The organism is Coprobacter secundus subsp. similis (assembly GCF_015097275.1).
GTDB lineage: Bacteria > Bacteroidota > Bacteroidia > Bacteroidales > Coprobacteraceae > Coprobacter > Coprobacter secundus.
In genome coordinates, this window is sequence record NZ_AP023322.1 from 4,141,722 (window position 1) to 4,165,268 (window position 23,547).

Here is a 23,547-nt window from a genome sequence, read left to right on the forward strand (position 1 = left end):
AATATCCTAATAAGTTATGAGTGAACAACATGAAATTTGTTTTTTCTCTGTATGGAGGGAAAAGATGGGGATTCCGTTCAGAAAATATTTTTTATTTCTGTTTTTATTTTGCGTCGCTCTCATGAGTGCTACTGCTCAAAGCAGTGTGAAGCAAATAACGGGTAAAGTGACCGATAAAGACGGGGAAGGACTCCCGGGTGTATCTATATTGGTGAAGGGTACCAAAACAGGTACTATAACCAATGTAGACGGTGTGTATTCGATAAAGGCCAATCCTGCTAATGCTGTTTTGGTGTTTACCTATGTAGGAATGATGCCTTCTGAAGTTCGTGTGAATAATAGGACTCAGGTTGATGTGACGATGACTGAAGACCGGAATGATCTGGATGAAGTTGTCGTTATCGGTTATGGCCAGGTGAAAAAGTCCGACTTGACCGGTTCGGTTTCTTCTATTTCGAAAGATGTGGTGTCGGACCGTGTCATTACATCGATAGAAGATGCTATCAAAGGGAAAGCTGCCGGTTTGCAGATTACGCAGAATGACGGAACACCGGGGTCGGAATATACGATTCGCATTCGTGGGGCGAGTTCGGTAAATGCCAGTAGTACGCCTATTTATGTAATAGATGGTATTATATGTGAGGATGCACTGGATTTGAGTCCCGGAGATGTGGAGTCGATAGAGATTCTGAAAGATGCTTCCAGTACTGCAATCTACGGTTCTCGTGGGGCTAATGGAGTTATTATTATCACCACCAAAGGAGGGCATGAGGGAAAGACCAAAGTTGACTTATATGCTTCTTTTGGTTTTCAGCAGGCTACTCGTAAATATGATATGATGAATAGCCGGGAATATGCTCGTATGAAATATCAGTCGAGCTGGCAGTATTATAAGCGGGACGAGATGACTGACGATATACTGAACGACCCGCTTAACGATGTGTTTGTGGATTCTCCTGTTGCGGGAGAGGGCAATTACTGGGTGGCAAAGAATGACATTCCGTACAAGAATTATGAGTCTTATGCGGATTCTACGAATACCGATTGGCAAGATGCCATGTTCAGAAATGCTTTGGTACAGGAGTATCGTCTGACGGTAAGCGGGGGAAGCAAGAATACGAAGTTTTCTGTGATGGGTAATTATCTGAACCAGCAAGGTATCGTTGTGTACAGCGGATTTGAGAAGTTTGCCGGGCGTGTGAATTTGGAGCAAAAATTGAGCTCGAAGTTTAAGTTGAATGCGAATGTTTCCGTGACACGTACCAGTTATGATGGTTTGGCAACCGGCTCTTCCGACGGAGTTACGACCAGTATGCTACGGCAAATACCTACTAAAGGTTTGGAGGAAAACGACGTAAACAATAATGAGGATGAGGCGATGGCCGATGTGAGCAGCAATCCTTATTACCAGGCCAAGCATATAACGAAAGACCGGTTCAGACATAGTTTGATTACCCGGCTCGGGCTGGATTATAATATCAACAAACACTGGATGGTACGGGTGACGGGTACGTATGTGTATAATAACAATGACAATAAGACGTATTATCCGAAGACTGTTTCTCAGGGGGTAAAACAGAATGGCAGGGCTATACAGGACCGTACGGCTATTACCAAATTGATGAATGAGGACTTGGTATATTATAATACTACGATAAAGAAGGTACATAAGTTGAAGATAATGGCCGGTATGACGGTAGAAAAATATGTCGATAATTATTTGTGGGCTGAGAATCAAAATTTTACTGTTGAAAATTTGGGTGCCAATGCCATGGGACAGGGAACGTCTCCTCTCGTTCCGGAATCTTATTCTTCAAAAAATCCGTATCAGATGCTTTCGTTTTTGGGTCGTGCAGAGTATAACTTCAAAGACCGTTATCTGTTGACAGCGACTATGCGTGCCGACGGTTCTTCCCGTTTCGGTGACAACAATAAGTGGGGATATTTCCCTTCGGCAGCTTTCGGCTGGCGTATCAATGAAGAAGAATTTGTCAAGGAACTGGATATTTTCAGTAATCTGAAGTTGAGGTTAAGTGCCGGAAGGAGCGGAAATACGGCAATTCCTGCTTTTCGAACCTTGTCTACACTTTCTACCTCTTTTGCACCGATGTCGGGAGATAAACCGACTTATGGTGTAGTTCTCGACAGACCGGAGAATAAAGATTTGAAATGGGAAACCACAGCCCAGTACGATGTAGGACTTGATATGGGATTTTTCGATAATCGTCTGACGGTTACGGTGGATGCTTACTTGAAGCGGACAAAAGATTTGTTGCTTGAGCGTAATGCTCCTTATTATTCGGGATATAAGAAAGCCTGGGCCAATATCGGTAATATCCAGAACAAAGGGTTAGAAGTTACTATCGGCGGCCAGATTGTAAATACACGTGATTTTTATTTCAACGCTGACTTCAATATTGCTTTCAATCGTTCGAAGGTATTGAGCATCCCGGGTGGAGAAATGTTTTTTGACCCGAAAGTGATTTCCGGCTCGGGTAATGTGGTTGTTATCCGAGAAGGGCAACCCTTGGGGCAATGGTACGGTTATAAAGTAGACGGGGTCTATACTTCTCAGGCCGAGATAGATGCCTTACCCGACAATTATGAAGCGTTGTCGATTAAGAAGGCGGATTTACGACCGGGAGACCATCGGTTTATCGACGTGAATAATGACGGCAAAATAACGTCGGATGATAAAACGATTATCGGAAAAGGAGAGCCTGATTTTTCGGGAGGTTTTTCTTTATCGGCCGGGTATAAAGGTTTTAGCCTGAGTGCTATTTTCCAGTACAGTTATGGGGTAGATGTGTTTAATGCCAATCTGGCGACGTTGGATGCGGGCCGGGAAAATTATAACCAAACCCGCCATCTTCTGGATTCATATACTCCGACTTTGTATGATTTGAATGGGAATCTGGTGTATCAAGGCAATCCGAATGGCAAATACCGCTTGCCGGGTGGGGTAGCAGAGAATTACTGTTTGTCGGAGTTTATTGAAGATGGGTCTTTCCTGCGGCTGAGTGATATCACGTTGGCCTATGATTTCAATAGAAAGACTCTTGCAAAACTTCACTTGGGAGGTCTACGGTTGTTCCTTACCGGAAGGAATCTGTTTGTATGGACGAAGTATTACGGGTTTGACCCGGAAGTGAATACTCGCCAGAACGGTATCGGCGATATTATGCCGAGTCTCGATTATGGTTCTTATCCTCGTGCGAGGGCTTTCTCGTTCGGTGTAAATGTTAGTTTTTAATCAAGAAAGGGATGTGTTATGAAATCTATGAATAAGATATATAAATGGGCTATTGTACCATTGTTTGCGGGGGTATTTCTGAGCTCATGCGATTTTTTGCAAGAAAATCCGGATTCGGTATATACGGATAAGAATTATTATGTAGATACGAAGACTTTGAAGGCCGGGGTCGTCGGGGTTTATTCCAAGATTATCAATCTGTATGTGATCAATACCGATACTCCTATATTCTTGACTATGCTCGGTACAGATGAGTTGTGCTACCGGACGGCCAATACGAATGTACGGAGTGCAGTGGACCGTTATACTTATACATCGTCAGAAGGTTGTATCGGAGAATTCTGGGCTCGTTATTATTATGTGATAGGGCAGGCCAATGTAATACTGGATGCAGCTCCCAAGATAACTGATATTACCGAAAAGGACAGAAACCAATGTATGGGTGAGGTCCGTTTTTTACGGGCATGGTCTTATTTCCAACTGGTACAGATGTTCGGTGACTTGCCGTTGATAGTCAATAAGACAGTTGAGTTTGACTATACGGTACCTCGTTCTCCTTTGGCCGATGTGTATAAACAGATTATCGAAGATTTGGAATTTGCTTCTGCCGATGGGGTCTTACCGACGGAAATTTCCGATGGTCATGCCAATCACTGGGCGGCCAAGACTTTATTGGCAAAGGTATATTTGACGATGGCTTCGGCAAAGAAGGCTGCCAAAGTCGAGGGGTATGCCCGTATTGCCGAGTCGTCGGAGGATTTATATGGCAAAGCGTATCGTTTGCTGGGTGAGATTATCGACAATAGTGGTCGTGATTTGCTGCCTGAATATGAGGATGTGTTCAAAATCGAGAATAAGAATACAAATAAGGAGTCGATTTGGGAAATCCAGTTTAGTGCGACAGAACCTTATGGGACGCAGTGGTCTAAGGAAATGGGCTTGGCCAATGCCGGATATTCGCAGACGGCAGGCGGTTGGCGTTATTGCTGCCTGGGCGGCCAGTACGCTATCAATTCCATTCCTTCGTTCCGCGGTTATTATAAGCACTGGACATATGATAAGCGCAAGAACTGGAATGTGATGGATTCTCTGTTGCGTTATAATGCCAAGACGGGGGAACCGACCAAGATAGAACCTATTAGTGCGCTTTCGGGCATTAAGGGGACTCCGGCGGAAACGGATTATACATTGAATAATAATACGAAGCTGGTAAATTACAGCTCGGCGACAAAGTACAGATGGGGAGATAGCTGGAGGGACTATCCGATGCAGTATATCTATTCGAACTGTCCGAATAATATCATAGCCTTGCGCTTTGCTGATGTACTGTTGATGTATGCTGAGGCTGAAATGGCTCTGAATGGGGGTAAAGTGAAATCGACCGGATTGAATGCCGTGAATCGTATTGTGCAGAGGGCCAGGGGGTTGAACGAGTCGGGTGTTCCTATCACGGAAGCTGAGACTCCGGGATTTGAGAATTATACGATAGAGTCCCTGACTTTTGAAGAGCTGATGAAGGAGCGTTCGCGGGAACTTTGTTTTGAATTTTGGCGCCGTCATGACCTTGCCCGTACAGGAATGTTCGAGCATTTCTTGAAAGCCCGTAATGAGGCAAACAATATCAAAACGAATTTTGACCCGAAAAAGAATTATTTGTTACCTGTTCCTCAATATGAGATAGATAATTCGGGAAATAAAGCGGGTATGTACCAGAATCCCGGTTATTAATGGGGCTTTATATGAAAGACATACGTTTCAAAGTCATATTGCTGTTTTTGATGATATCCTGTCATGTGACTGACGGGTTATCGTCAAGTAACGGCTGGTGGCCTGAGCAGCGGATGCCGTCTAAGATTATCAAGGTGAGATGTTCTACTTTGAAAGAGCGTAATCTGACGGAATCTTTGTCCGGGCTGGCAGCCAGGGCAGTCAATGAGGAACTTGGGGATGAATTGATTTGGATTCATGTCACCGGTAAAGGGTACTTGGCTTGGCTTGATTCTTTGTTTACCAGAAATCCGGAGGTCAAAGACTTGGGGTATATGAATGTGTGGTCGGTGGTAGACCGCATGAAATCGCAGGATTTGATAGATGGTTATATTTTGTATAAGGAGGGTGACTATTCGGTGAATGCTGCGACGGTGTATGCGGCTTTGCACGATGCCGTCCTTATCGAGGAATCGATGGAGGATGAGGCTGTTGCCCACGGGTTATTTTGCTTGAAGGATGCACGACCTTACACGACCGGTTCTTCTTTTCGTTCGGAGTGGTTGTCTTTGAAGGACCGGTTGAACAACCGTATGATTGTGACTATTGCTCCAGATGATTATAAGCAGCGCGATATGGCAATCGCTCATAGTTGTATGGTATATTGGGGAACGGATGTTTTTTATACAGAGATATTGTCCTGGTTGCAGGCTCCTGCTCCGATAGTGGGCTGGAATGATGGGGACGAGGGGGCACATGTGGAGTTGGCTACGAGGTATGGACATTTTACGACAGGTGCTACGATATGCAATATGCCTGTTTTATCTGCGGGGGCATCTGTGCGGCCGGTGGCTGTTCACAAGAATATGGATCCGCGCCATATCGACTGGGCAGACGATTCGCATTTTCATTCTTTTGTTTTGAGTGACGGTGATAATATGATGATACAGGCTACGAGTGTGCCTATGCTGGATGAGTACTGGTGCAATCCTGCTATCGGAGAGATACCGATGAGCTGGACTTCCTGTCCGGTAAATTTGTCACAGATGTGCCCTGATGCTTGGAGTTATTATGTACAGAAAGCCAATCATGTACCGGGCAGCCTGATAGAGTATGGGGGAGGATACCAGTATCCTGATCGTTTTGCTTCGTTACAGGGGGATAAGCAGGAGAGTGTATGCCGAACTTTTATTGCCGAAGTGGGAGAGCGGATGAAGAGGTCGGGTGTAAAGGTCTTGGGATTTATCACCCGAGGCAGTACCGATAGCAATGAGGCTTTGGACGCTTATCGGATGTATGCTGAAATGATAGATGATTTGGTGGGTATTGTTGTCGTGCAGTATGTGCCTTATAATGGAGGTGACGGTGCTGTTTACTGGGTAGAAAACAGGGAGGGGATACACATTCCCGTCGTCACGGCCAAGTACCAGTTGTGGGCAAATCTGGACAGGAAAGGGTCGGGCAATCCCCAACAGATAGCGGCCTTGATTAATGAAGGGGCTTTGTCTGAGGAGAGAACTATTGCTTGGACAGTCGTACATGCCTGGTCATATTTCAAGCAGAATCCGGATGGTTCTGTTTCGGATGCTTCGTCCGGGGATGTGGGGGCGTTGAGAGGTGTTACACCGGTTATGTGGACCAAAGAACGCCTGTCACCCAATATCAAAATCGTATCTATTGAAGAGTTGTTGTGGCGTATCCGAATGAAAAATTATCCGGAGGAAACAGAAAAGGTAATCGAAGATTATGACGGGAGTCTCTCTTTCGAGAGTCCGGATGCTGACGGGAATGGTGTGACGGTATTGCCGGCCGGATTATATATAAATGGCGAGGGTGGCAAGCAAGTATCGGTCATGACATTATCGGGGATGAGGGTATATGACCGGTCTATAAATTCTTCTTATTGCGATTTGTCCGGTTTGGATACCGGGATTTATGTGGTTCGTGTAAGTATGGAAAAGGGTGTCCGTACATTTAAGTATGTGAGGCATTGAAAATAAAGTGTTAGTCTCGGGATTCGGGATTGTCCGTATTCCCGCTTATATAATATATCGTAAATATAAAAAGATGCTTATGAAAAAAATTGTATTTCTGTTGTTTGCCTTGATGGGATGTACGGCAATGAGTTTCGGACAGTCCCGATTGGTAAAGAGTCTGTCGGAAGGTAAAGACCAGACTTTGGTTGTTTATGGTACCAGTATAACGAGAATGGGCAATGGCCCGGTTTGGGTCGGAGCTGTCGGTGATAAATTGAACGGTCTGTATAATAATCATCTTACTTTGTTGAATAAGGGACGGAGCGGTGAATGTTCTACTTGGGCATTGGCCAATCTGGCAGACAGCGTATTGGTCTATAACCCGGATGCAGTACTTATCGAGTTTACAACGAATGATGCTGTCGAGAGCAAAGGTGTATCGGTAGAGCAATGCAAGACGAATACGGAAGAGTTGATTGCCCGTATTCTGGAGGTGAATCCTGATTGTGAAATTATCTTGCATACGCCATGCGGTTATCCTATTGTTGCTTCTGAAGGAGGTACAGGAGGTGCTACTCCGCGTCCGGATATGCAAAAGTATAATGCCGTGTATGAGGAGTTGGCAGAGTCTAACGGGTATATATGGGTAGACGAGTCAGCGTTTTTCTATACAATGGGTACAGAGAATCTTGATTTGCTCAAGACTTATACGGCCGATGGTGTGCATCCTACATTGAAAGGAGCTATGGAGGTTATTTATCCGAATGTGCTGAATTCTCTTCTGGCGGGACTTTCTACCGTGGATATTCCTGCGGAGAGCAAACCTCTGTTTGAATTGAAATGCGACTACTTCGAGCAGAATTCTTCTACGGAGATGTCTGTAGCAAGTGCTCCGTATAATTGGTTGTCGGCATGTGATAAAGTGTGTGAATCTGAATATGTGTATGCGCAGAATGTGACAAATGCCAATCTTACTTTTGTGGGTAAAAGTATCCGATTCGGTGCTTCTGCTTTGGCCAGTACCGGCTCGTTGACATTGCCTGGAATGGATTTGAGACCTGTACAGGGGAAGAAAATTATGTTGAGAGTCTCCGCGACTGCCGGCAGTAACAAGACTGGGACTTTGACAGTCAAACTGGACGGTAAAGAAATAGGCAAGATTGAGGCGGCTACCGATGGAAATAATGGTGCAGCGTTTGGCGCAGCCTACTATCTTTTTGAGTATGAACTTACCGACGGGACTGAATTGTCGAAGATTTCGTTTGTCCACTCTCGTACCGAAGCTGCGGGATATATTTATGTAAATTCGATAAAAGTGTCTGTGGAAGATGTTGTGGAACCTGATATTCTTACTTTGGATTGTAATGTCTTTACTACATCGGCATCGACAGAAATGTCGGTGGCAAAGGCTCCCCATAACTGGCTTTCTGCATCGGGTATGGAGTGGACATCGGCAAATGTATTTGCCCAGGTGATGAGTGGGGCAAATGCTTATCTGGGCAAGAGTGTTCGTTTTGGCCGGAATGTTCCTTCTGGGTCGACAGATTTTGTTCCGTATAACGGAAGTGCTACTACGCCGGAACTGGACTTGACGGCTCCGGAGGGAAAGAAAGTAGTGATAGAAGTATCGGCAACATGCGGAGGAGAGAAGAACGGAACGTTGACTGTGGATGTCGATGGAAATGAGGTAGGCAAGATAGAGGCGGCTATGGGAAATAATGGAGAGCCTTTCGGTGCGACTTATTATACATTCAAGTTTGACGTGAAGAACGGGACGGAAGCTTCTAAAATCAACTTTACACATACCAGAACGGTAAATGGAGATTTTATATATGTGAATTCTATCCGTGTATATCGTGAGGATGATATTGTGTCGGGTATGGAAGAGTCATCTGCCGATAAGGGGAATGCTGTATATCCCAATCCGTTTGTTTCTGAAATTTATATCGGTGAGAATAACCGTTCGGTAGAGATATATAATCTGAATGGCGGATTGGTGTACGGGATGTCGCAACCGTCGTCTCGTATCGATGTGTCGGGATTGGCTGCCGGTTCTTATATTTTGATAAAGAAAGACAGTTCGGGCCATATAAGCAGTCATAAAATTATGAAGATGTAGTAGTGTTTGGAAAATGGCGGGCCGAGTCCTGCCATTTTTTACAAAAAGGTCAAAAATCATTCGGGGTTAATGAAAAAAGGGGGTATTAATCCGTATGTTAACCCGGTTATTGGCTATTGAGGATTAAAATTGCAGTAAAATAATATTTCAAAAAAGTATATATACGTATGAAAACGCACTTCTTATTTATTGTTTTGTTTTGTGCTTCTGTTTTATCTGTTTCGGGGCAGACCGGAACTTCGACATTGTTTGACTTGAAATGCGATGGTTTTAAAGTTTCGGCTTCGAAAGAAATGTCGGCAGGAAACGCCCCTCATAATTGGGTGTCGGCAGCGGGAGAGGACTGTGTGTCGAGAAATGTATTTGCTCAGGTTTTCATGACGGGGAATATGTCGTATTTAGGCAAATCCGTCCGTTTCGGAAAGTCGGCCGAAGGGGATGAAAATTGTGGTTATTTGGCTTTGCCGGCAATGAATCTGAAATCGGATAAAAACGAGAAAGTCGTATTGAAAGTTTCTGCAACTTCCGGCTCGAACAAAACGGGGATTTTGAAAATATCGGTAGACGGGAAGGAGATAGGAGAGATTGTGGCCCGGACAGGAAAGAACGGAAAACCATTCGGCCGGGGATATGAACTTTTCGAGTTTGAAATCAAAAACGGTCGGCCGGAATCGGTCATTTCGTTTGAGCATTCTCGGGACGAGCAGGCAGGGTTGATTTATGTAAATTCGATACAGGTAATAAAGACCGTCTTGTAGAAGTCTGATGTTTCTCCAGAGGTGTATATACCGGAGGAAGTATGCAAGGAAGATAAAGTGTTTATCCTTTTGGGGATGTTTTTGGTGTCCCGAAGGAATTTAAAGAATTGATTATGAGAAATGACAGGAGAGATTTCTTAGCCAAGATGGCTGCGGGGATGGCTTTGGGTATTGTGGCTCCGTCTTCGGTATGGGCTGTCGGGGAAAAAAGGGGAGAGAAGGCAAAGTCCAAATATCCGAAATTGAAATGTGACGTGGCCGTTGTAGGTGCGGGTCCCGGTGGTGTACCTGCTGCTATTGCAGCGGCCCGCCAGGGGGCAAAGGTTATTTTGCTGGAAGAAGATAATATGCCGGGTGGTGCTCCGGTGGACATGTATGTGCCTTTTATATGCGGTTCTCCTCGGGTAGGAGTATTTCGGGAAATGATTCAGGAACTGAATGCTCATCATACTATAGGAGGAAAGCCTTGTTCTACATTCGGGAAGACGGGCAGTGACGGGAAGAATCATTGGTGGATGCCCAGTTCGTTTGCCGAGGTCGTTTATAATATGATAGATAAGGAGCCTAATTTTACCTTGATGTGCGGTGCTCCGGTCGTCGGGGTCAGTGTAAAGGCTGACGGAAACAGGAATCGGGTGACAGGTGTCAGGATAATGCGTAATGGAGAGTATCAGGATATAGAGGCGGCAGTGACTATCGATGCGACGGGTAACGGGCTGGTCGCCGACCTTGCCGGATGCGAATACATGTACGGTAGCGAGGCCAAAAGTGACTATAACGAGCCTGTAGGTATTGAAGTTGCCGACGGGAAGGTACAACCTTGTACTTGGATGCTCATTAGTGAGCGGATAAAACGGAATGCTGTTCTGCCTATCGATAAGTTAAAAGGCAGCAGTGCCGTGGAGGATAATCTGAACCGTTGGGTAACGGCTCCGGATAAGGAGGATATGATACGTCGTGATGCCGGAATTTATCTGCATTGGGGAAAGACGGTTTATTGTAAGGATACCCGCGACCCGTTGTTATTGGCCCAAGCCCAGATGGAAGCTCTGGATAAGTTGCGTGAGAATCTGGCTATTTGGCATGAGGCCGGATATGCGGTACATTTGGCTCCGAAAATCGGGGTAAGGGAGGTACGCCGCATCAAAGGCGAGTATGTGTTGACGGCTAATGATTTGATTCAAGGGGTCATGCCTGATGACAAGATAGCGAATGCTCATTATTCATTTGACGTTTGGGGAATGAAGATTCCGGAAGAGATGAAACATATAGGGCCGTATGGTATTCCGTACCGTTGTCTGGTACCGTTGAATACCGAAGGGCTTCTGACTGCCGGGCGTATCGTCAGTGCTACGCGGGTGGCCCATAGTTCTCTTAGGGTACAGCCGATTTGTTCCAATATCGGAATGGCAGCGGGTACGGCGGCGGCTATGTCGGCATTGCAGAAAACGGGGCTTCGTTCTATCGACATAAAAGATTTGCAGGGAAGACTTATACGTATGGGACTTTTTGAGGGTATAAAGTAATAAAAGAAGAGTATGGCTATAAATAGAAGACAATTTATCCGGAGTTTGGGTTTAGGAGCTGCATGTACGGCAATTCCCGGGACGTCTCTTTGGGCTTCGGATAAGTCATTGAATACGAAGGACGAGAGGTTGTTCAAGTTGCCGACGCTGAAGTGTGATGTCATTGTCGTAGGTGCCGGCCCTGCCGGTATTCCTGCTGCCATTGCTGCTGCCCGTGAAGGTGCGAAAGTAATATTGTTGGAAGAAGATATGCTGCCGGGTGGTGCTCCGGTGGATATGTATGTGACTTATATGTGCGGTGCTCCGAGAATCGGTGTTTTTCTTGATATGATTAAGGAGCTGAACCGGAAACATTCGTTGAGCATAACGCCCAGCAGTACGATAAAAGATTGGGCCTGGGACGGAAAGCAACACTGGTGGTTACCGTCGGCATTTGTTCAGGTACTGGACGGATTTATCGAGTCGGAAAAGAACATTACTTTGATGTGTGCTTCTCCTGTGGTGGATACATTGGTTGCAGCCAAGGGAAATCGCAATCAGGTTTACGGTGTTTGTGTGATGCGTCAAGGCATGTTGCAGAAAATCGAGGCTCCTGTAACGATAGATGCGACGGGTACGGGGCTGGTAGCTGCAAAGGCCGGCTGCGAATACTTTTACGGAAGTGATGCCCGAAAAGATTTTAATGAGAGTATCGGTCTGGAAAAGAGTGATGGACGGGTACAGCCGTGTACGATGATGTATATCAGCCAACGGACACGCAGTGATGCGGAGTTCCCGCTCGAAGCGTTCAAAACGGGGGTGTTGGATCATGATAATGTGAAATGGGCATCCCAGCAGACTCCCCAGGAATTTGCCGAGATAGACTCGGGCATTTATCTACACTGGGGGGCAACTGTAGAGTGTAAGGATACGACCGATTCCGTGTTGGTAGCCGAAGCTCACCGGCAAGCAATAAAGAAACTGGAACCTCAGTTCGAAATACTGCGTAGTGCGGGATATGTGACTCATGTAGCTCCGAAGCTGGGAATCAGGGAATGCCGCCGTATCAAAGGTGAATATGTGATTACGGTGGATGATGTACTCAAGGGGGTAATGCATGATGATAAGGTAGCTGATGCCTGGTATTCGTTAGACCCTTGGGGGATGAAGGTCGATGCCAAGATAAAGAACAGCGTGGGCCCTTACGGTATTCCTTACCGCAGTCTTATTCCTGCCCAAACGGAAGGTTTGCTGACTGCCGGCCGTATCATCAGCGGTACACGTCTGGCTATGAGTTCGTACCGGGTACAGCCGATTTGTTCTACCATAGGTGAAGCAGCGGGTACGGCTGCCGCTATGGCATCTTTGCAGAAGACCGGAGTGCGTAATCTGGATGTACGCCAGTTGCAGGAACGGCTGGACCAGAAAGGTCTGTTCGACTGGTATCGTCATGTGAATATGAATGTTAATAATAAACCCTGGAAAAATAAATAAGATATGAACCGTTTTTTTGTTTTGATATTGGTTGCAGTGTGGTCTGTTTTTTCGGTGGATGCCCAGACGACTTTTTCAAAGAACCTGAAGGCAGGAAAAAAGCAGACAGTCGTTTTCTATGGAACCAGTGCGGCGATTAATCCGTCTAACCGTTTTTGGGTAGAGCAGTTACAGGGAAAACTAGATAAGCGATTTCCCGGGAAAGTGGATTTTTATAATTGTTCCAAGTCGGGGATAGGTTCGTTCTGGGCGACCGAGAATTTTAAGGATTCGGTGCTGATGCGTAATCCCGACCTTCTGATTTTTGGTTTTTCGGAGAATGATGCGGTGTTACGGTTCAATAACTGGCCTTGGTATTCGGGACGTTGCGCCGAGTATATGATAGACCATTTGCGGGAACAGAACCAGGATGCTACGATTATTTTGTATATAATCTCCGAGCGGCCTTTGGGCAAAGCTGCCGAAACTCGGCCCGAGATAGCGGCGTTTAATGCTTCTTGTCGTGAAATAGCCAAGAAGAAAGATATTATTTTGACCGATTTTTCCGTTATATTTAATGAGATATATGAAAAATTCGGAGAGGAGGGTTTGAAACAGTATCAGAGGGACGGCATCTTGCCTACTAAGAAGGCTGCGAATGAGGTGCTTGTTCCTATGTTGTGGGAGGCTATATTCGGAAAGAAATAATGGGTAAAAAGTGTCGGATATTATGAAAAGCAAGTATGTGTTTATTGTGGTGATGCTACTCAGTGTTTCTTTACTGTCTGCCCAGTCGCATTTGGTGAAGAACTTGCAATCGGGCAGGACTCAAACGCTGGTTGTTTATGGCACGAGTATATCGAGCATGCGCCCGAACGGGCCTTTGTGGGTGAAGAAAGTCGAAGATGAGTTGAACAAGAAGTATGGTAATCGCTTGACGGTGTTGAATACGGGTAGGAGCGGGCAAAACTCGAACTGGGCATTGAAAAATCTGGAAGACAGTGTCCTTATGAAACGTCCGGATGCTGTGATTATAGAGTTTGCGACCAACGATGCCGTAACCCGTTTCAATATATCGCAGGAGGATTGCCGTCGTAATACCGAATTATTGATAACTCGTATAAAAGAAAGGTACCCAACATGTGAAATATTTCTGCATACTCCTTGCGGATATCCGCTGGGCAAGAATGCGGTGAATCGTCCGGAGATGAAAGCATATAATGGAGTGTATGAGTCGATAGCCAAGGAGCAAAAGTTGCGGTATATCGATGAGGCGGAGACATTTGTACGTATTGCTGAAGAGCAGGGTGTACCTGAATTGCGCAAATTCGCAGGAGATGGCGTGCATCCGACGAAAAGAGGCGGTTTGGAGATTATCGCACCGAATGTAATACGGGTTTTGGAAATGGAATAAAAAGGATTTGTCATGTGTGCATTAGATAGGAGAAGTTTTATAAAAGGGGTGAGTTCGGGCATTCTGGCCGGTGCCTTGGCACCCGGTATGAATTTGATGGCGGCCACTCCGCCTGCCGAGAGACGCAAGTCGGTGTCTTTTTATCCGGTATTGAATTTTGACGTGATTGTCGTAGGTGCGGGGCCCGGTGGTATTCCGGCAGCGATTCGGGCCGCTCAGGCGGGAGCCAAGGTCGCTTTGGTCGAGGAAGACCTTGCAGTCGGTGGTGCTCCGGTAGATATGTATGTCACGACACTTTTCGGGCAACCGTCGGTCGGGTTGTCCAAGGCTCTGGAGCAGGAGTTGCTTAGGGACCATGGCTTATATAATTATGAGTCGGGCACAAAACCTAAGGGTTGGCGTTTTTTTCTGCCTTCGGCATATGTGCGCTTGCTGAGCCGGAATATCCGAAAAGAAAAGAATATAACTTTGTTGAGCGGGACTCCCGTTATCGGGACGATGGTGGTAGATAAGGGCAACCGCAATCGGGTAACGGGTGTCAGGATTTACCGTAACGGGCATATTCAGGAATTGTATGCTCCGGTAACGATAGATGCTACGGGTACGGGTGTGGTGGCTGCCATGTCGGGATGCGTATGCATGTACGGTTCTGAGGCGATGAGCGATTTTGGCGAGCCGGTGGGATTGGAAAAGGCGAGCCGGGCGGTACAGTTGTGTACTCAAATGTTTATCAGTGAACGTATTCGTAAAGATGCCATATTTCCTGCCGGATTTAAAGGCAGTGCGGCGGAGGATGGTTATATCGGTGCTAACCGGTTGACGAAAGAGGAGCTGGAAAGACGGGCGACAGGTATCTTTTTCCACTGGGGGCAGTCTGTTGCCGTGGAGGATACGACCGACCCGGTGCAGATAGCGGAAGCACAGAGAGATTGTCTTGAAAAATATGAAGAGCGTTTCGACCAATTGCATGAAGCTGGATTTGCCGTACATATCGCTCCCAAGCTGGGTGTCCGGGAATGCCGTAGGGTAAAAGGGGAGTATGTATTGACGGCAAATAATGTGTTGGAGGGTTCTATGCCTGATGACACGGTAGCTCATGCCCATTATTATATGGATTGTTGGGGCATGAAATTGCCTAAAAATATGAAGACGAAAATGTATGGTATCCCGTATCGGTCTTTGATTCCGTTGAATACCGAAGGGTTGTTGACTGCCGGACGTGTGATTAGCGGTACTCGCTTGGCACACAGCTCGTACCGGGTGCAGCGTATATGCAGTAATATCGGTGAGGCGGCAGGTACGGCAGCGGCTATGGCGGCATTGAATAAGACGGGAGTCCGTGATATCGACGTGAAGGCTTTGGTTGCTGACTTGGACAGTAAGGGATTGTTCGACGCATTGAAAAAGTAAAGGGTATGGCTATAAACAGACGTAATTTTATAAAAGGTATAGGGGCCGGAGTGGCGTGCAGCGTGTTGCCGTCGTCAGTGGTTTTTGCCGAAAACCGGAAGCTGTTTTCGGGAGACAGGCTCGTTTTTCCCCGATTGAGATATGATGTTATTGTGGTAGGGGCCGGCCCGGCAGGTATTCCTGCAGCTATTGCTGCTGCGCGGAGTGGTGCGCGGGTGGTGCTGATAGAGGAGGATATGGCTCCGGGCGGTGCTCCGGTAGATATGTTTGTTACCTTTATGTGTGGTGGCCCTCGGGTAGGATTGTTTCGGCGTCTGGTACAAGACCTGAATCGTTCTTATCCGTTGGGAGGACGTCCGTCCGATACATTCGGCGAGGCGGGCGGTGATGGAAAGAACCATTGGTGGATGCCGTCTTCTTTTCAGCAGGCGTACCAGAGAATGATAGCTGAGCAGAAAAATATTACTTTGATGTGCGGCGCTCCTGTTGTGGATACTCTGGTGGAGGCTTCGGGAAATCGTAACAGGGTAAAGGGTGTACGAGTTATGCGAAACGGGGTCTTTCAAGAAATAGAGGCTCCGGTAACGATAGATGCGACCGGCACAGGCTTGGTGGCTGCTACGGCGGGTTGCCAAGTCATGTATGGCAGTGAGGCGAAGAGTGACTTCGGTGAATCATATGGTCTTGAAGTGAGTGACGGGAAAGTGCAACCGTGTACTCAAATGTATATCAGCCAAAGGGTACGGAATGATGCCCGTTTTCCCATAGATAGTTTCAAATCGGGTGTTTTGGAAAATGACCATCGCCGATGGGCTCAGGAACAGAACCGGGAAGAGTTTTACCGGAATAATACCGGAATTTTTCTGCACTGGGGTGTAAGTGTGTTTTGTAAGGATACGACCGATCCGGTACAGGTGGCGGAGGCTCAGGCCAAAGCCCTTGCCGGTCAGTCGAAAATGATGCAAGACCTGCAGGATGCCGGATTTTGTGTACATTTGGCTCCGAAAATCGGAATCAGGGAATGCCGCCGGATAAAGGGTGAAACGGTAGTCACCGTAGATGACCTTTTTAATGGGACACAGCCTGATGACAAGATTGCCGATGCACGTTATGCCATCGATGCTTGGGGGTGGAATATTCCGGAGGAGGTGAAACGTAAGGTGAAGCCTTACGGTATTCCTTACCGTGCTTTGGTCCCATTGGATACGGAAGGCCTGCTGACTGCCGGCCGTATTATCAGTGGTACACGGTTGGCTCACAGCTCTTACCGGGTGCAGCCGATATGTTCGAGTATAGGTGAGGCTGCGGGAACGGCAGCGGCAATGGCATCTTTGAATAAGACGAGTGTGCGAAATATAGATGTTCGTAAATTGCAGTCGGAGTTGGAGGGATACGGATTGTTTGATGCTTCTAAGTAATAATGTAAATATGAATATGATAAATAAGTTGAAAAGATTTTTTGGGGGGCTTCTGGTTTGCAGTAATGTGGCTGTCTTGTCGGCATCGGGGCTTTCTCCTGTCGATTATGTGAACCCTTTGATGGGGTCGCTGTCTACATTCGAGTTGTCTACCGGTAATACATATCCTGCGATTGCAATGCCTTGGGGCATGAATTTTTGGGTTCCTCAGACCGGAAAGATGGGCGACGGATGGGCTTATCGTTATGACCAGTACCGGATACGAGGGTTTAAGCAGACGCATCAACCGAGTCCGTGGATAAATGATTACGGGCAATTTTCCCTGATGCCGGTAATCGGGAATAGAATCAATGAGGATGAGCGGGCCAGTTGGTTTTCTCATAAGGCCGAGACCGTGACTCCTTATTATTACAGTGTATATTTGGCTGATTATGATATAACAACGGAGCTTGTCCCTACGGAGCGGGCAGCTTGTTTCCGGTTTACTTTTCCTGAATCGGACTCGGCCCGTATCGTTATCGATGCTTTTGACAAAGGTTCGTATATACGTATCGTCCCGGAGGAGAATAAAGTAATCGGTTATACGACGAAGAACAGCGGTGGGGTACCGGGTAATTTTAAGAATTATTTTGTCATTCAGTTTGACAAGAAACCTCATTTTTCTTCTGTCTGGAAAAACGGCAAGCCGGCTGCCGGTATGGAGATGGCTGCTGACCATGCAGGGGCGGTAGTGGGTTTTTTGACGAAGAGGGGAGAAACGGTGAATGCCGTTGTCGCATCATCGTTTATCAGCTTTGAACAGGCCGAGCGAAACTTGAAAGAATTGAATGGCCGTTCGCTGGAACAGTTGAAATCGGACGGACGGAAGCAGTGGAACGATATTTTGGGGCGTATCGACATAGAAGCTTCGGAAGAGCAGATGCGTACGTTTTATTCTTGTCTGTATCGGTCAGTTTTGTTTCCTCGGATGTTTTATGAAATAGATGCTAAGGGCAGACCGGTACATTACAGTCCGTATAACGGGCAGGTACTTCCCGGTTATCTCTATACTGATACGGGTTTTTGGGATACTTTCCGTTGCTTGTTCCCGTTGTTGAATTTGGTGTATCCGTCGGTAAATGCCCGGATACAGGAGGGATTGCTGAATGTGTATAAGGAGAGCGGGTTTATGCCCGAATGGGCGTCTCCGGGCCATCGGGACTGTATGGTCGGCAATAACTCGGCTTCGGTTATCTCGGATGCTATATTGAAGGGGGTCACTCCGAAAGCATTGTGGGCAGACTTGTATGAGGCAATGGTGAAGACGGCAAACAGTGTGCATCCTGAGTGTCCGGCTACGGGGCGACTGGGGTATGAGTATTACAATAAACTCGGTTATGTGCCATATAATGTGGGCATAAAGGAGAATGCCGCCCGTACTTTGGAATATGCTTATGATGACTGGTGTATATGGCAGGTGGCCAAGTTACTGAATCGTCCTCAGGAAGAGCAGGATTTGTACCGTAGCCGCAGCGAAAATTACAAGAACCTGTTTGATGCTACGCATAAACTGATGCGGGGAAAGAATGCTGACGGGAGTTTTCAGAGTCCATTCAATCCGTTTAAGTGGGGAGATGCTTTTACCGAGGGGAACAGTTGGCATTACTCGTGGTCGGTATTCCATGATGTGGAGGGCCTGATAGGTTTGATGAACGGGCCGAAAGTGTTTACCGGTATGTTGGACTCGGTCTTTTCATTGCCTCCGGTTTTTGATGACAGCTATTATGGTTTTGTCATTCATGAGATACGTGAGATGCAGATTATGAATATGGGCAATTACGCTCATGGCAACCAACCTATACAGCATATGATATATTTGTATGATTATGCCGGGGAGCCTTGGAAAACTCAATATTGGGTGCGTGAGACGATGAACCGTATGTATAAGCCTATTCCTGACGGGTATTGTGGTGATGAAGATAACGGTCAGACTTCGGCTTGGTATGTATTTTCGGCATTGGGATTCTATCCGGTGTGTCCGGGTTCGGGACAATATGTCGTAGGTGCACCGCTGGTGCAAAGAGCTACGATAACTCTGGAAAACGGGAAGAAAATCGATATAGAAACGTCGGATAATGCGGCTGATAATTATTATATACAACGTCTTATCGTGAACGGGAAGAATTATGAGCATAATTATTTCCTGCATTCGGATTTGATAAAAGGCCGGAAATTGCGTTTCGATATGGGTAGTAAACCCAATAAGACGAGGGGGACACGGGGTAGTGATTTCCCATATTCCATGTCCCGATAGGTTTGATTTTTTGCAGGGATTACAGCATAAGCCGGCTAATGTGTAGTTAGCCGGCTTTTTCAATTTCAGAACGGAAGATTTGTTTTTCCTTACGAAAGGAAGATTGACAGAATTTACCGGATATTGAATTTATTTTTCACTTTTTGTGAGGAGGTTTGGATGTTGTAAATGATGGGTTGAATAATTCCGGAATAATTTTTTATTTCTGGATAATGCCGAAATGGATTAAGGCGTTTTGTATGCCGTTTTCATCTACTGTTCCCGTTATATAATCGGCTGCGGCTTTCACTGTTTCTGAAGCTCCGCCCATTGCTATTCCCGTACCAACAGCACAGAGCATGGGGATGTCGTTCCCTCCGTCCCCAAAGGCGATGGTTTGTGCCATCTCGAATCCGTAATAGGCGGCAAATTTATTGATACCGACAGCTTTATTGACTCCTGCTACGTTGACGTCTGTAAAGTACGGATTCCATCTGGAAACAGAGAGTCCGGGAAGCTGTGCCATGACTTCTTTCTCCGTCTCTTCGTCGCAATAGATGCATAGCTGGCAGCAATTGTTCTCGATAAATTCTTTTTCGATGTCGGCTACAGGTGGAACGGGATGGTTGACCATTCTGGCCAATTCGATGACGGTAGGGTTGATTTCATTCACAAAGATACCTCTGTCGGTCTCGACTGCCAGAGGGAATCCATAACGCCGTGCAAGAGCCTGCACTTTATAGAAATCTTCTTTGGAGATTTGTTCCCGATATATGGATGTGCCGTCTCTTAATACACAATCGGAGCCGTTGAGGGCTATCACGGCATCGTAAGGTATGTCCTGAATTTCATGCAGGTCGGTAGATGCTCTTCCTGTCGCTATAATGACTTTGATGCCAGACTCGTGGACTTGCCATAATGCTTCGATGGTCGATTGTGGTACATGGTGGGTATCGAAGCTTACTAATGTCCCGTCGATATCGAAAAATATTGCTTTTGTATTCATTATCGGATATTTTTTATTTATAAAGTATTCTTATTTTTGATGTATTGGCAACCTGGATGCTCCTATCGTTACGAGTAGTCCGACACAGGCTACTGCTCCAAATGTGTAATGTAGTGAAATGGCGTGTGAGACATGTCCTATAACGGGGGGACCGATGAGGAAACCCAGATATCCGACAGAAGATACGGTTGCTACTGCCAGGCCGGAGTCCATCTTATCGGAGTGCCCTGCCATGCTGTAACATATCGGTACTGTGGAGGATATGCCAAAGCCTACAAAAAAGAAACCGATGGTGGCAAATATCAGGTCGGGAAGTACAACTGCCAGCATCATACCGAAAAAGATGAGCAATCCGCTGGCACAGATGACTCTCTTTGCACCGAAGCGTGTCACGAACCAGTCGGCCAGAAAGCGTCCTGTGGTCATGGTGCACATACAGACAACGTATCCTAATTGTACCAGCTTTTCCGGAGCAGAAACGACTTGCATGAAGTAGACTCCGCTCCAATCGTACATACAGCCTTCGCACACCATAGCAGCCCAAGCCATTATTCCGAGCCCAATGACATAAGGGTCGAATTTTTTGTAAAAAGGAATCTGTACCCTGTTACTCTCTGCTGTTGCATGGTGTGGAGCTTTTCGGTCATTTCTCACCAGCTGACAACGTATGAAATTCATCAGCAGGATGGAACTAATAAAAATAAAGATAAAATGAGGAAGGGGTGGAATGTCCATGCCGACAAATCCCATGCTGATGAGTCCGCCCAAGAATCCTCCCAAACTCCACAGTCCATGAAAGGAGGCCATAATGGTCTTTCCGTACAGGTTTTCTGCATTTACTCCTTGTGTGTTGGAGGCGGTGTTGTACAGGTTGGTACTCATACCGAAAAAAAAGAGTCCTCCCATCAGCAGGTACGGATTGTCGGCAATACCCAAGGGGATTAGGAAAAAGGGATAAAGTACGGAGGCCAGTATAAGCATTTTCCGGCTTCCGTAGCGGCTGATGAGCCATGCCGAAAGTACCATAGCAGCTACTTGTCCCACGGGAATGGCGAACAGGACGTTTCCCAGCTCTGCATCGTTCAGGTGCAGGGCTTTTTTAATGTCCGGTATGCGATTGGCCCATGTAGCAAAAACGATGCCTTGTACGAAAAAGAACAGGCTTACCGCTATGCGGAATTGTTTGAGGGCTTGATTCCTTGTGAGCATAATTGTATTTTTAGTTTAAATTAACACTTTGTTGGCTTCTTATTGCATGGAATGCTCTTTTGCTGTTGATGCGGTTTTCTCTAAGTTTTTTTCTTTTGAGTATATTGTGTTCCTTAAATCCGAATAAAACCGCATTAATTGCCTAAAAACCGCATGTTTATTAGGCTATTTTTATCAAATATACATATATTTGCGGAAATATATACCTTTAAATGCGGGGTTATGCTGAAAGAAGAAAGGCATCGATATATTATCGAACGGATAGGCCGGGACAATCGCGTCTATGTGACCGGATTGAGTGAGGAACTGAATGTGTCGGACGATACGTTGCGCAGAGATCTTGTGGAACTGGAAAGGCTGGGCCTGCTGACCAAAGTGCATGGAGGTGCTGTGCTTAAATCGAATATATCTTTACAGTTTACAGAAAGACTGAATACGGCTACGCTTATCAAGCAACAGATGGCGGCAAAACTGGTATTGTTGTTTGAAGAGGGGGATGTGATTTTGATAGATGGCGGGACTTCTAATCTTGAAGTAGCACGGCGGTTACCGGTAGACAAACATTTCACCGTCTATACTAATTGTTTGCCTATAGCGGGAGAACTGTCTGTGCGTCCCAATATTGAGTTGGTAATGTTGGGTGGAGAGGTATTTGCCCCTTCTCAGGTGACGGTCGGTATTTCTGTTTTCCGCATGTTGCAATCGGTCTATCCCGACTGGGTGGTTGTCGGAATAAGTGACCTTCATCCTCAAAAGGGACTGACGACTTCTGACCGGGAGGAGGCGATAATCAAACGCAGCATGATAAAGCAGGGCGGTAGGTGTGCGGTACTTGCCGGGAGCGAAAAACTGGGTACTGCACGCAGTTATCATGTGGCTTCACTTGCGGAAATAGACTATATCGTTACGGAGGATAGCAAGGTGGATTATATCAGGGAACATTGGCCGAAGGGCACGTATAAAGTACTTTGAGCCGGAGAGTGGGATGTTGCCTTTCTCCATAGTATCAAGATGTCTTGTCTTAAGTTGTGTATTTCACCGTCGCATACCGGTTCTGCTCTTGATAGGAAAGGCTTGTTTGCTCGTTTTTTTATCTGGAAATGAGTATTTATAGTGTGGGTTTTTCTTCCGGGAAAGAATAGGGAGTATTTTTATGTTCGAGCATGGTTACTGAGGAAAGAACAGTTGCTATATAATTGATATGTTGGGCAGAGATACAAGGGTTCTGCCCGCAATGCCAAGCTCTCCCGATGTCGGGAGAGGGGGGTGTTATTTTTGCCATATATCCCAGGCGGCAAAGGCTTGTAGCAGGAGCATTTCGAGCCCGTTTTTTACGGTAGCTCCTCTTTCTTTGGCTTTTTTCATGAAAAGGGTTTCGTCCGGGTTGTATAATAAATCGTAGATTAAATGGTCTTCGGTAAGGTATGTGTAGGGGATATCGGGACATTCGTCTACATGAGGATACATACCTACCGGAGTGGTATTTACTATGACTTTGTATTTATCTATTATTTCGGGTGTAAGGTCTTTGTATGTGAGGACTCCTTCTTTGGGAGTACGTGATACCAGAGTCGGGGTAATGTCCAAGGATTCGAGTCCGTGCCATACGGCTTTGGATGCCCCGCCCGTACCTAATATGAGTGCATATTTGTGTTGCCGGGTCAAAAGGGGTTTTATGGAATCGGTAAAACCGATGATGTCGGAATTGTATCCTTTGAGTATCAGTTTTCCTTTGTTTTGGATAAACTTGATTACGTTGACGGCTCCAATGAGTCTGGCTGTCTCGTCCATCTCATTGAGATAGGGTATGACGGCTTCTTTGTAGGGAATGGTGACATTGAGCCCTCTCAGGCGCGTTTCTTCAGCGATAATTTCTTTGAGTAAGGATATATCGGAGATTTCGAAGTTGATATATTCGGCACTAATCTTTTCGGATTCGAATTTTTCATTGAAAAAGGTTTTTGAAAAAGAATGTATGAGTGGATATCCAATCAATCCGTAAATCTGTTCTACTTCCATGTTGTTTC

17 protein-coding genes are annotated in these 23,547 nt (G+C 46.1%); 13 read left to right on the top strand and 4 right to left on the bottom strand.

The annotated features are described in order from the left end of the window. Nucleotides 1–16 precede the first annotated feature (16 nt). From Cop2CBH44_RS16310 to Cop2CBH44_RS16365, 12 genes are all read left to right on the top strand, one after another. The gene (locus Cop2CBH44_RS16310; RefSeq protein ID WP_021931092.1) at nucleotides 17–3,253 is read left to right on the top strand and encodes a SusC/RagA family TonB-linked outer membrane protein; all 3,237 of its coding nucleotides are present in this window, start codon (nucleotides 17–19) and stop codon (nucleotides 3,251–3,253) included. Between the two features lie 18 nt (nucleotides 3,254–3,271). After that, a complete protein-coding gene (locus Cop2CBH44_RS16315) occupies nucleotides 3,272–4,981 on the top strand; it encodes a RagB/SusD family nutrient uptake outer membrane protein (RefSeq protein ID WP_246469145.1) in 1,710 nt (569 codons plus the stop codon). An 11-nt stretch (nucleotides 4,982–4,992) separates the two neighbouring features. Further along, a complete protein-coding gene (locus Cop2CBH44_RS16320; protein WP_200755249.1) occupies nucleotides 4,993–6,954 on the top strand; it encodes a T9SS type A sorting domain-containing protein in 1,962 nt (653 codons plus the stop codon). A gap of 79 nt (nucleotides 6,955–7,033) precedes the next feature. Beyond that, nucleotides 7,034–9,055, top strand: coding sequence for an SGNH/GDSL hydrolase family protein (locus tag Cop2CBH44_RS16325; RefSeq protein ID WP_200755250.1), 2,022 nt, complete (start codon nucleotides 7,034–7,036; stop codon nucleotides 9,053–9,055). Nucleotides 9,056–9,222: 167 nt separating this feature from the next. After that, on the top strand, nucleotides 9,223–9,813 hold the full coding sequence (locus Cop2CBH44_RS16330) for a hypothetical protein (RefSeq protein WP_021931097.1): 591 nt from the start codon (nucleotides 9,223–9,225) through the stop codon (nucleotides 9,811–9,813). A gap of 113 nt (nucleotides 9,814–9,926) precedes the next feature. Further along, the gene (locus Cop2CBH44_RS16335) at nucleotides 9,927–11,339 is read left to right on the top strand and encodes an FAD-dependent oxidoreductase (protein WP_200755251.1); all 1,413 of its coding nucleotides are present in this window, start codon (nucleotides 9,927–9,929) and stop codon (nucleotides 11,337–11,339) included. A 12-nt stretch (nucleotides 11,340–11,351) separates the two neighbouring features. After that, complete coding sequence (locus Cop2CBH44_RS16340) at nucleotides 11,352–12,812, top strand: FAD-dependent oxidoreductase (protein ID WP_055099998.1); 1,461 nt, start codon at nucleotides 11,352–11,354, stop codon at nucleotides 12,810–12,812. A 3-nt stretch (nucleotides 12,813–12,815) separates the two neighbouring features. Continuing rightward, complete coding sequence (locus Cop2CBH44_RS16345) at nucleotides 12,816–13,499, top strand: SGNH/GDSL hydrolase family protein (RefSeq protein ID WP_200755252.1); 684 nt, start codon at nucleotides 12,816–12,818, stop codon at nucleotides 13,497–13,499. A gap of 22 nt (nucleotides 13,500–13,521) precedes the next feature. Next, nucleotides 13,522–14,205, top strand: coding sequence for an SGNH/GDSL hydrolase family protein (locus Cop2CBH44_RS16350; RefSeq protein ID WP_021931101.1), 684 nt, complete (start codon nucleotides 13,522–13,524; stop codon nucleotides 14,203–14,205). A 12-nt stretch (nucleotides 14,206–14,217) separates the two neighbouring features. Then, on the top strand, nucleotides 14,218–15,615 hold the full coding sequence (locus Cop2CBH44_RS16355; RefSeq protein ID WP_200755253.1) for an FAD-dependent oxidoreductase: 1,398 nt from the start codon (nucleotides 14,218–14,220) through the stop codon (nucleotides 15,613–15,615). Nucleotides 15,616–15,620: 5 nt separating this feature from the next. Beyond that, on the top strand, nucleotides 15,621–17,033 hold the full coding sequence (locus Cop2CBH44_RS16360) for an FAD-dependent oxidoreductase (protein ID WP_200755254.1): 1,413 nt from the start codon (nucleotides 15,621–15,623) through the stop codon (nucleotides 17,031–17,033). A gap of 19 nt (nucleotides 17,034–17,052) precedes the next feature. Next, nucleotides 17,053–19,326, top strand: a complete 2,274-nt coding sequence (locus Cop2CBH44_RS16365) for a GH92 family glycosyl hydrolase (RefSeq protein WP_416336732.1) — start codon at nucleotides 17,053–17,055, stop codon at nucleotides 19,324–19,326. Nucleotides 19,327–19,525: 199 nt separating this feature from the next. On the opposite strand, the gene Cop2CBH44_RS16370 is transcribed toward Cop2CBH44_RS16365, so the two are convergent. Both Cop2CBH44_RS16370 and Cop2CBH44_RS16375 read right to left on the bottom strand, forming a co-directional pair. Then, nucleotides 19,526–20,311 carry a Cof-type HAD-IIB family hydrolase gene (locus tag Cop2CBH44_RS16370; RefSeq protein WP_200755255.1) on the bottom strand — a complete coding sequence of 262 codons (786 nt, stop codon included), beginning with the start codon at nucleotides 20,309–20,311 and terminating at the stop codon, nucleotides 19,526–19,528. A 30-nt stretch (nucleotides 20,312–20,341) separates the two neighbouring features. Next, on the bottom strand, nucleotides 20,342–21,520 hold the full coding sequence (locus Cop2CBH44_RS16375; protein WP_200755256.1) for an MFS transporter: 1,179 nt from the start codon (nucleotides 21,518–21,520) through the stop codon (nucleotides 20,342–20,344). Between the two features lie 222 nt (nucleotides 21,521–21,742). Here Cop2CBH44_RS16375 and Cop2CBH44_RS16380 point away from each other — a divergent pair, with 222 nt between their 5' ends. Next, complete coding sequence (locus Cop2CBH44_RS16380) at nucleotides 21,743–22,492, top strand: DeoR/GlpR family DNA-binding transcription regulator (protein ID WP_200755257.1); 750 nt, start codon at nucleotides 21,743–21,745, stop codon at nucleotides 22,490–22,492. Nucleotides 22,493–22,628: 136 nt separating this feature from the next. Here the strand turns inward: Cop2CBH44_RS16380 and Cop2CBH44_RS16385 are convergent, their stop codons facing one another. Both Cop2CBH44_RS16385 and Cop2CBH44_RS16390 read right to left on the bottom strand, forming a co-directional pair. Continuing rightward, nucleotides 22,629–22,802, bottom strand: coding sequence for a hypothetical protein (locus tag Cop2CBH44_RS16385; protein WP_154668489.1), 174 nt, complete (start codon nucleotides 22,800–22,802; stop codon nucleotides 22,629–22,631). Beyond that, on the bottom strand, nucleotides 22,790–23,539 hold the full coding sequence (locus tag Cop2CBH44_RS16390; protein ID WP_021931749.1) for a shikimate dehydrogenase family protein: 750 nt from the start codon (nucleotides 23,537–23,539) through the stop codon (nucleotides 22,790–22,792). Before Cop2CBH44_RS16390 ends, Cop2CBH44_RS16385 begins: the two co-directional genes overlap by 13 nt. Between the last annotated feature and the right edge of the window lie 8 nt (nucleotides 23,540–23,547).

Coding starts and splice junctions, on each gene's coding strand:
- Cop2CBH44_RS16370 (WP_200755255.1), bottom strand. CDS start 20,311: ATGAATACAAAAGCAATATTTTTCGATATCGACGGGACATTAGTAAGC.
- Cop2CBH44_RS16350 (WP_021931101.1), top strand. CDS start 13,522: ATGAAAAGCAAGTATGTGTTTATTGTGGTGATGCTACTCAGTGTTTCT.
- Cop2CBH44_RS16310 (WP_021931092.1), top strand. CDS start 17: ATGAGTGAACAACATGAAATTTGTTTTTTCTCTGTATGGAGGGAAAAG.
- Cop2CBH44_RS16380 (WP_200755257.1), top strand. CDS start 21,743: ATGCTGAAAGAAGAAAGGCATCGATATATTATCGAACGGATAGGCCGG.
- Cop2CBH44_RS16315 (WP_246469145.1), top strand. CDS start 3,272: ATGAAATCTATGAATAAGATATATAAATGGGCTATTGTACCATTGTTT.
- Cop2CBH44_RS16360 (WP_200755254.1), top strand. CDS start 15,621: ATGGCTATAAACAGACGTAATTTTATAAAAGGTATAGGGGCCGGAGTG.
- Cop2CBH44_RS16390 (WP_021931749.1), bottom strand. CDS start 23,539: ATGGAAGTAGAACAGATTTACGGATTGATTGGATATCCACTCATACAT.
- Cop2CBH44_RS16320 (WP_200755249.1), top strand. CDS start 4,993: ATGAAAGACATACGTTTCAAAGTCATATTGCTGTTTTTGATGATATCC.
- Cop2CBH44_RS16375 (WP_200755256.1), bottom strand. CDS start 21,520: ATGCTCACAAGGAATCAAGCCCTCAAACAATTCCGCATAGCGGTAAGC.
- Cop2CBH44_RS16335 (WP_200755251.1), top strand. CDS start 9,927: ATGAGAAATGACAGGAGAGATTTCTTAGCCAAGATGGCTGCGGGGATG.
- Cop2CBH44_RS16325 (WP_200755250.1), top strand. CDS start 7,034: ATGAAAAAAATTGTATTTCTGTTGTTTGCCTTGATGGGATGTACGGCA.
- Cop2CBH44_RS16385 (WP_154668489.1), bottom strand. CDS start 22,802: ATGGCAAAAATAACACCCCCCTCTCCCGACATCGGGAGAGCTTGGCAT.
- Cop2CBH44_RS16330 (WP_021931097.1), top strand. CDS start 9,223: ATGAAAACGCACTTCTTATTTATTGTTTTGTTTTGTGCTTCTGTTTTA.
- Cop2CBH44_RS16355 (WP_200755253.1), top strand. CDS start 14,218: ATGTGTGCATTAGATAGGAGAAGTTTTATAAAAGGGGTGAGTTCGGGC.
- Cop2CBH44_RS16340 (WP_055099998.1), top strand. CDS start 11,352: ATGGCTATAAATAGAAGACAATTTATCCGGAGTTTGGGTTTAGGAGCT.
- Cop2CBH44_RS16345 (WP_200755252.1), top strand. CDS start 12,816: ATGAACCGTTTTTTTGTTTTGATATTGGTTGCAGTGTGGTCTGTTTTT.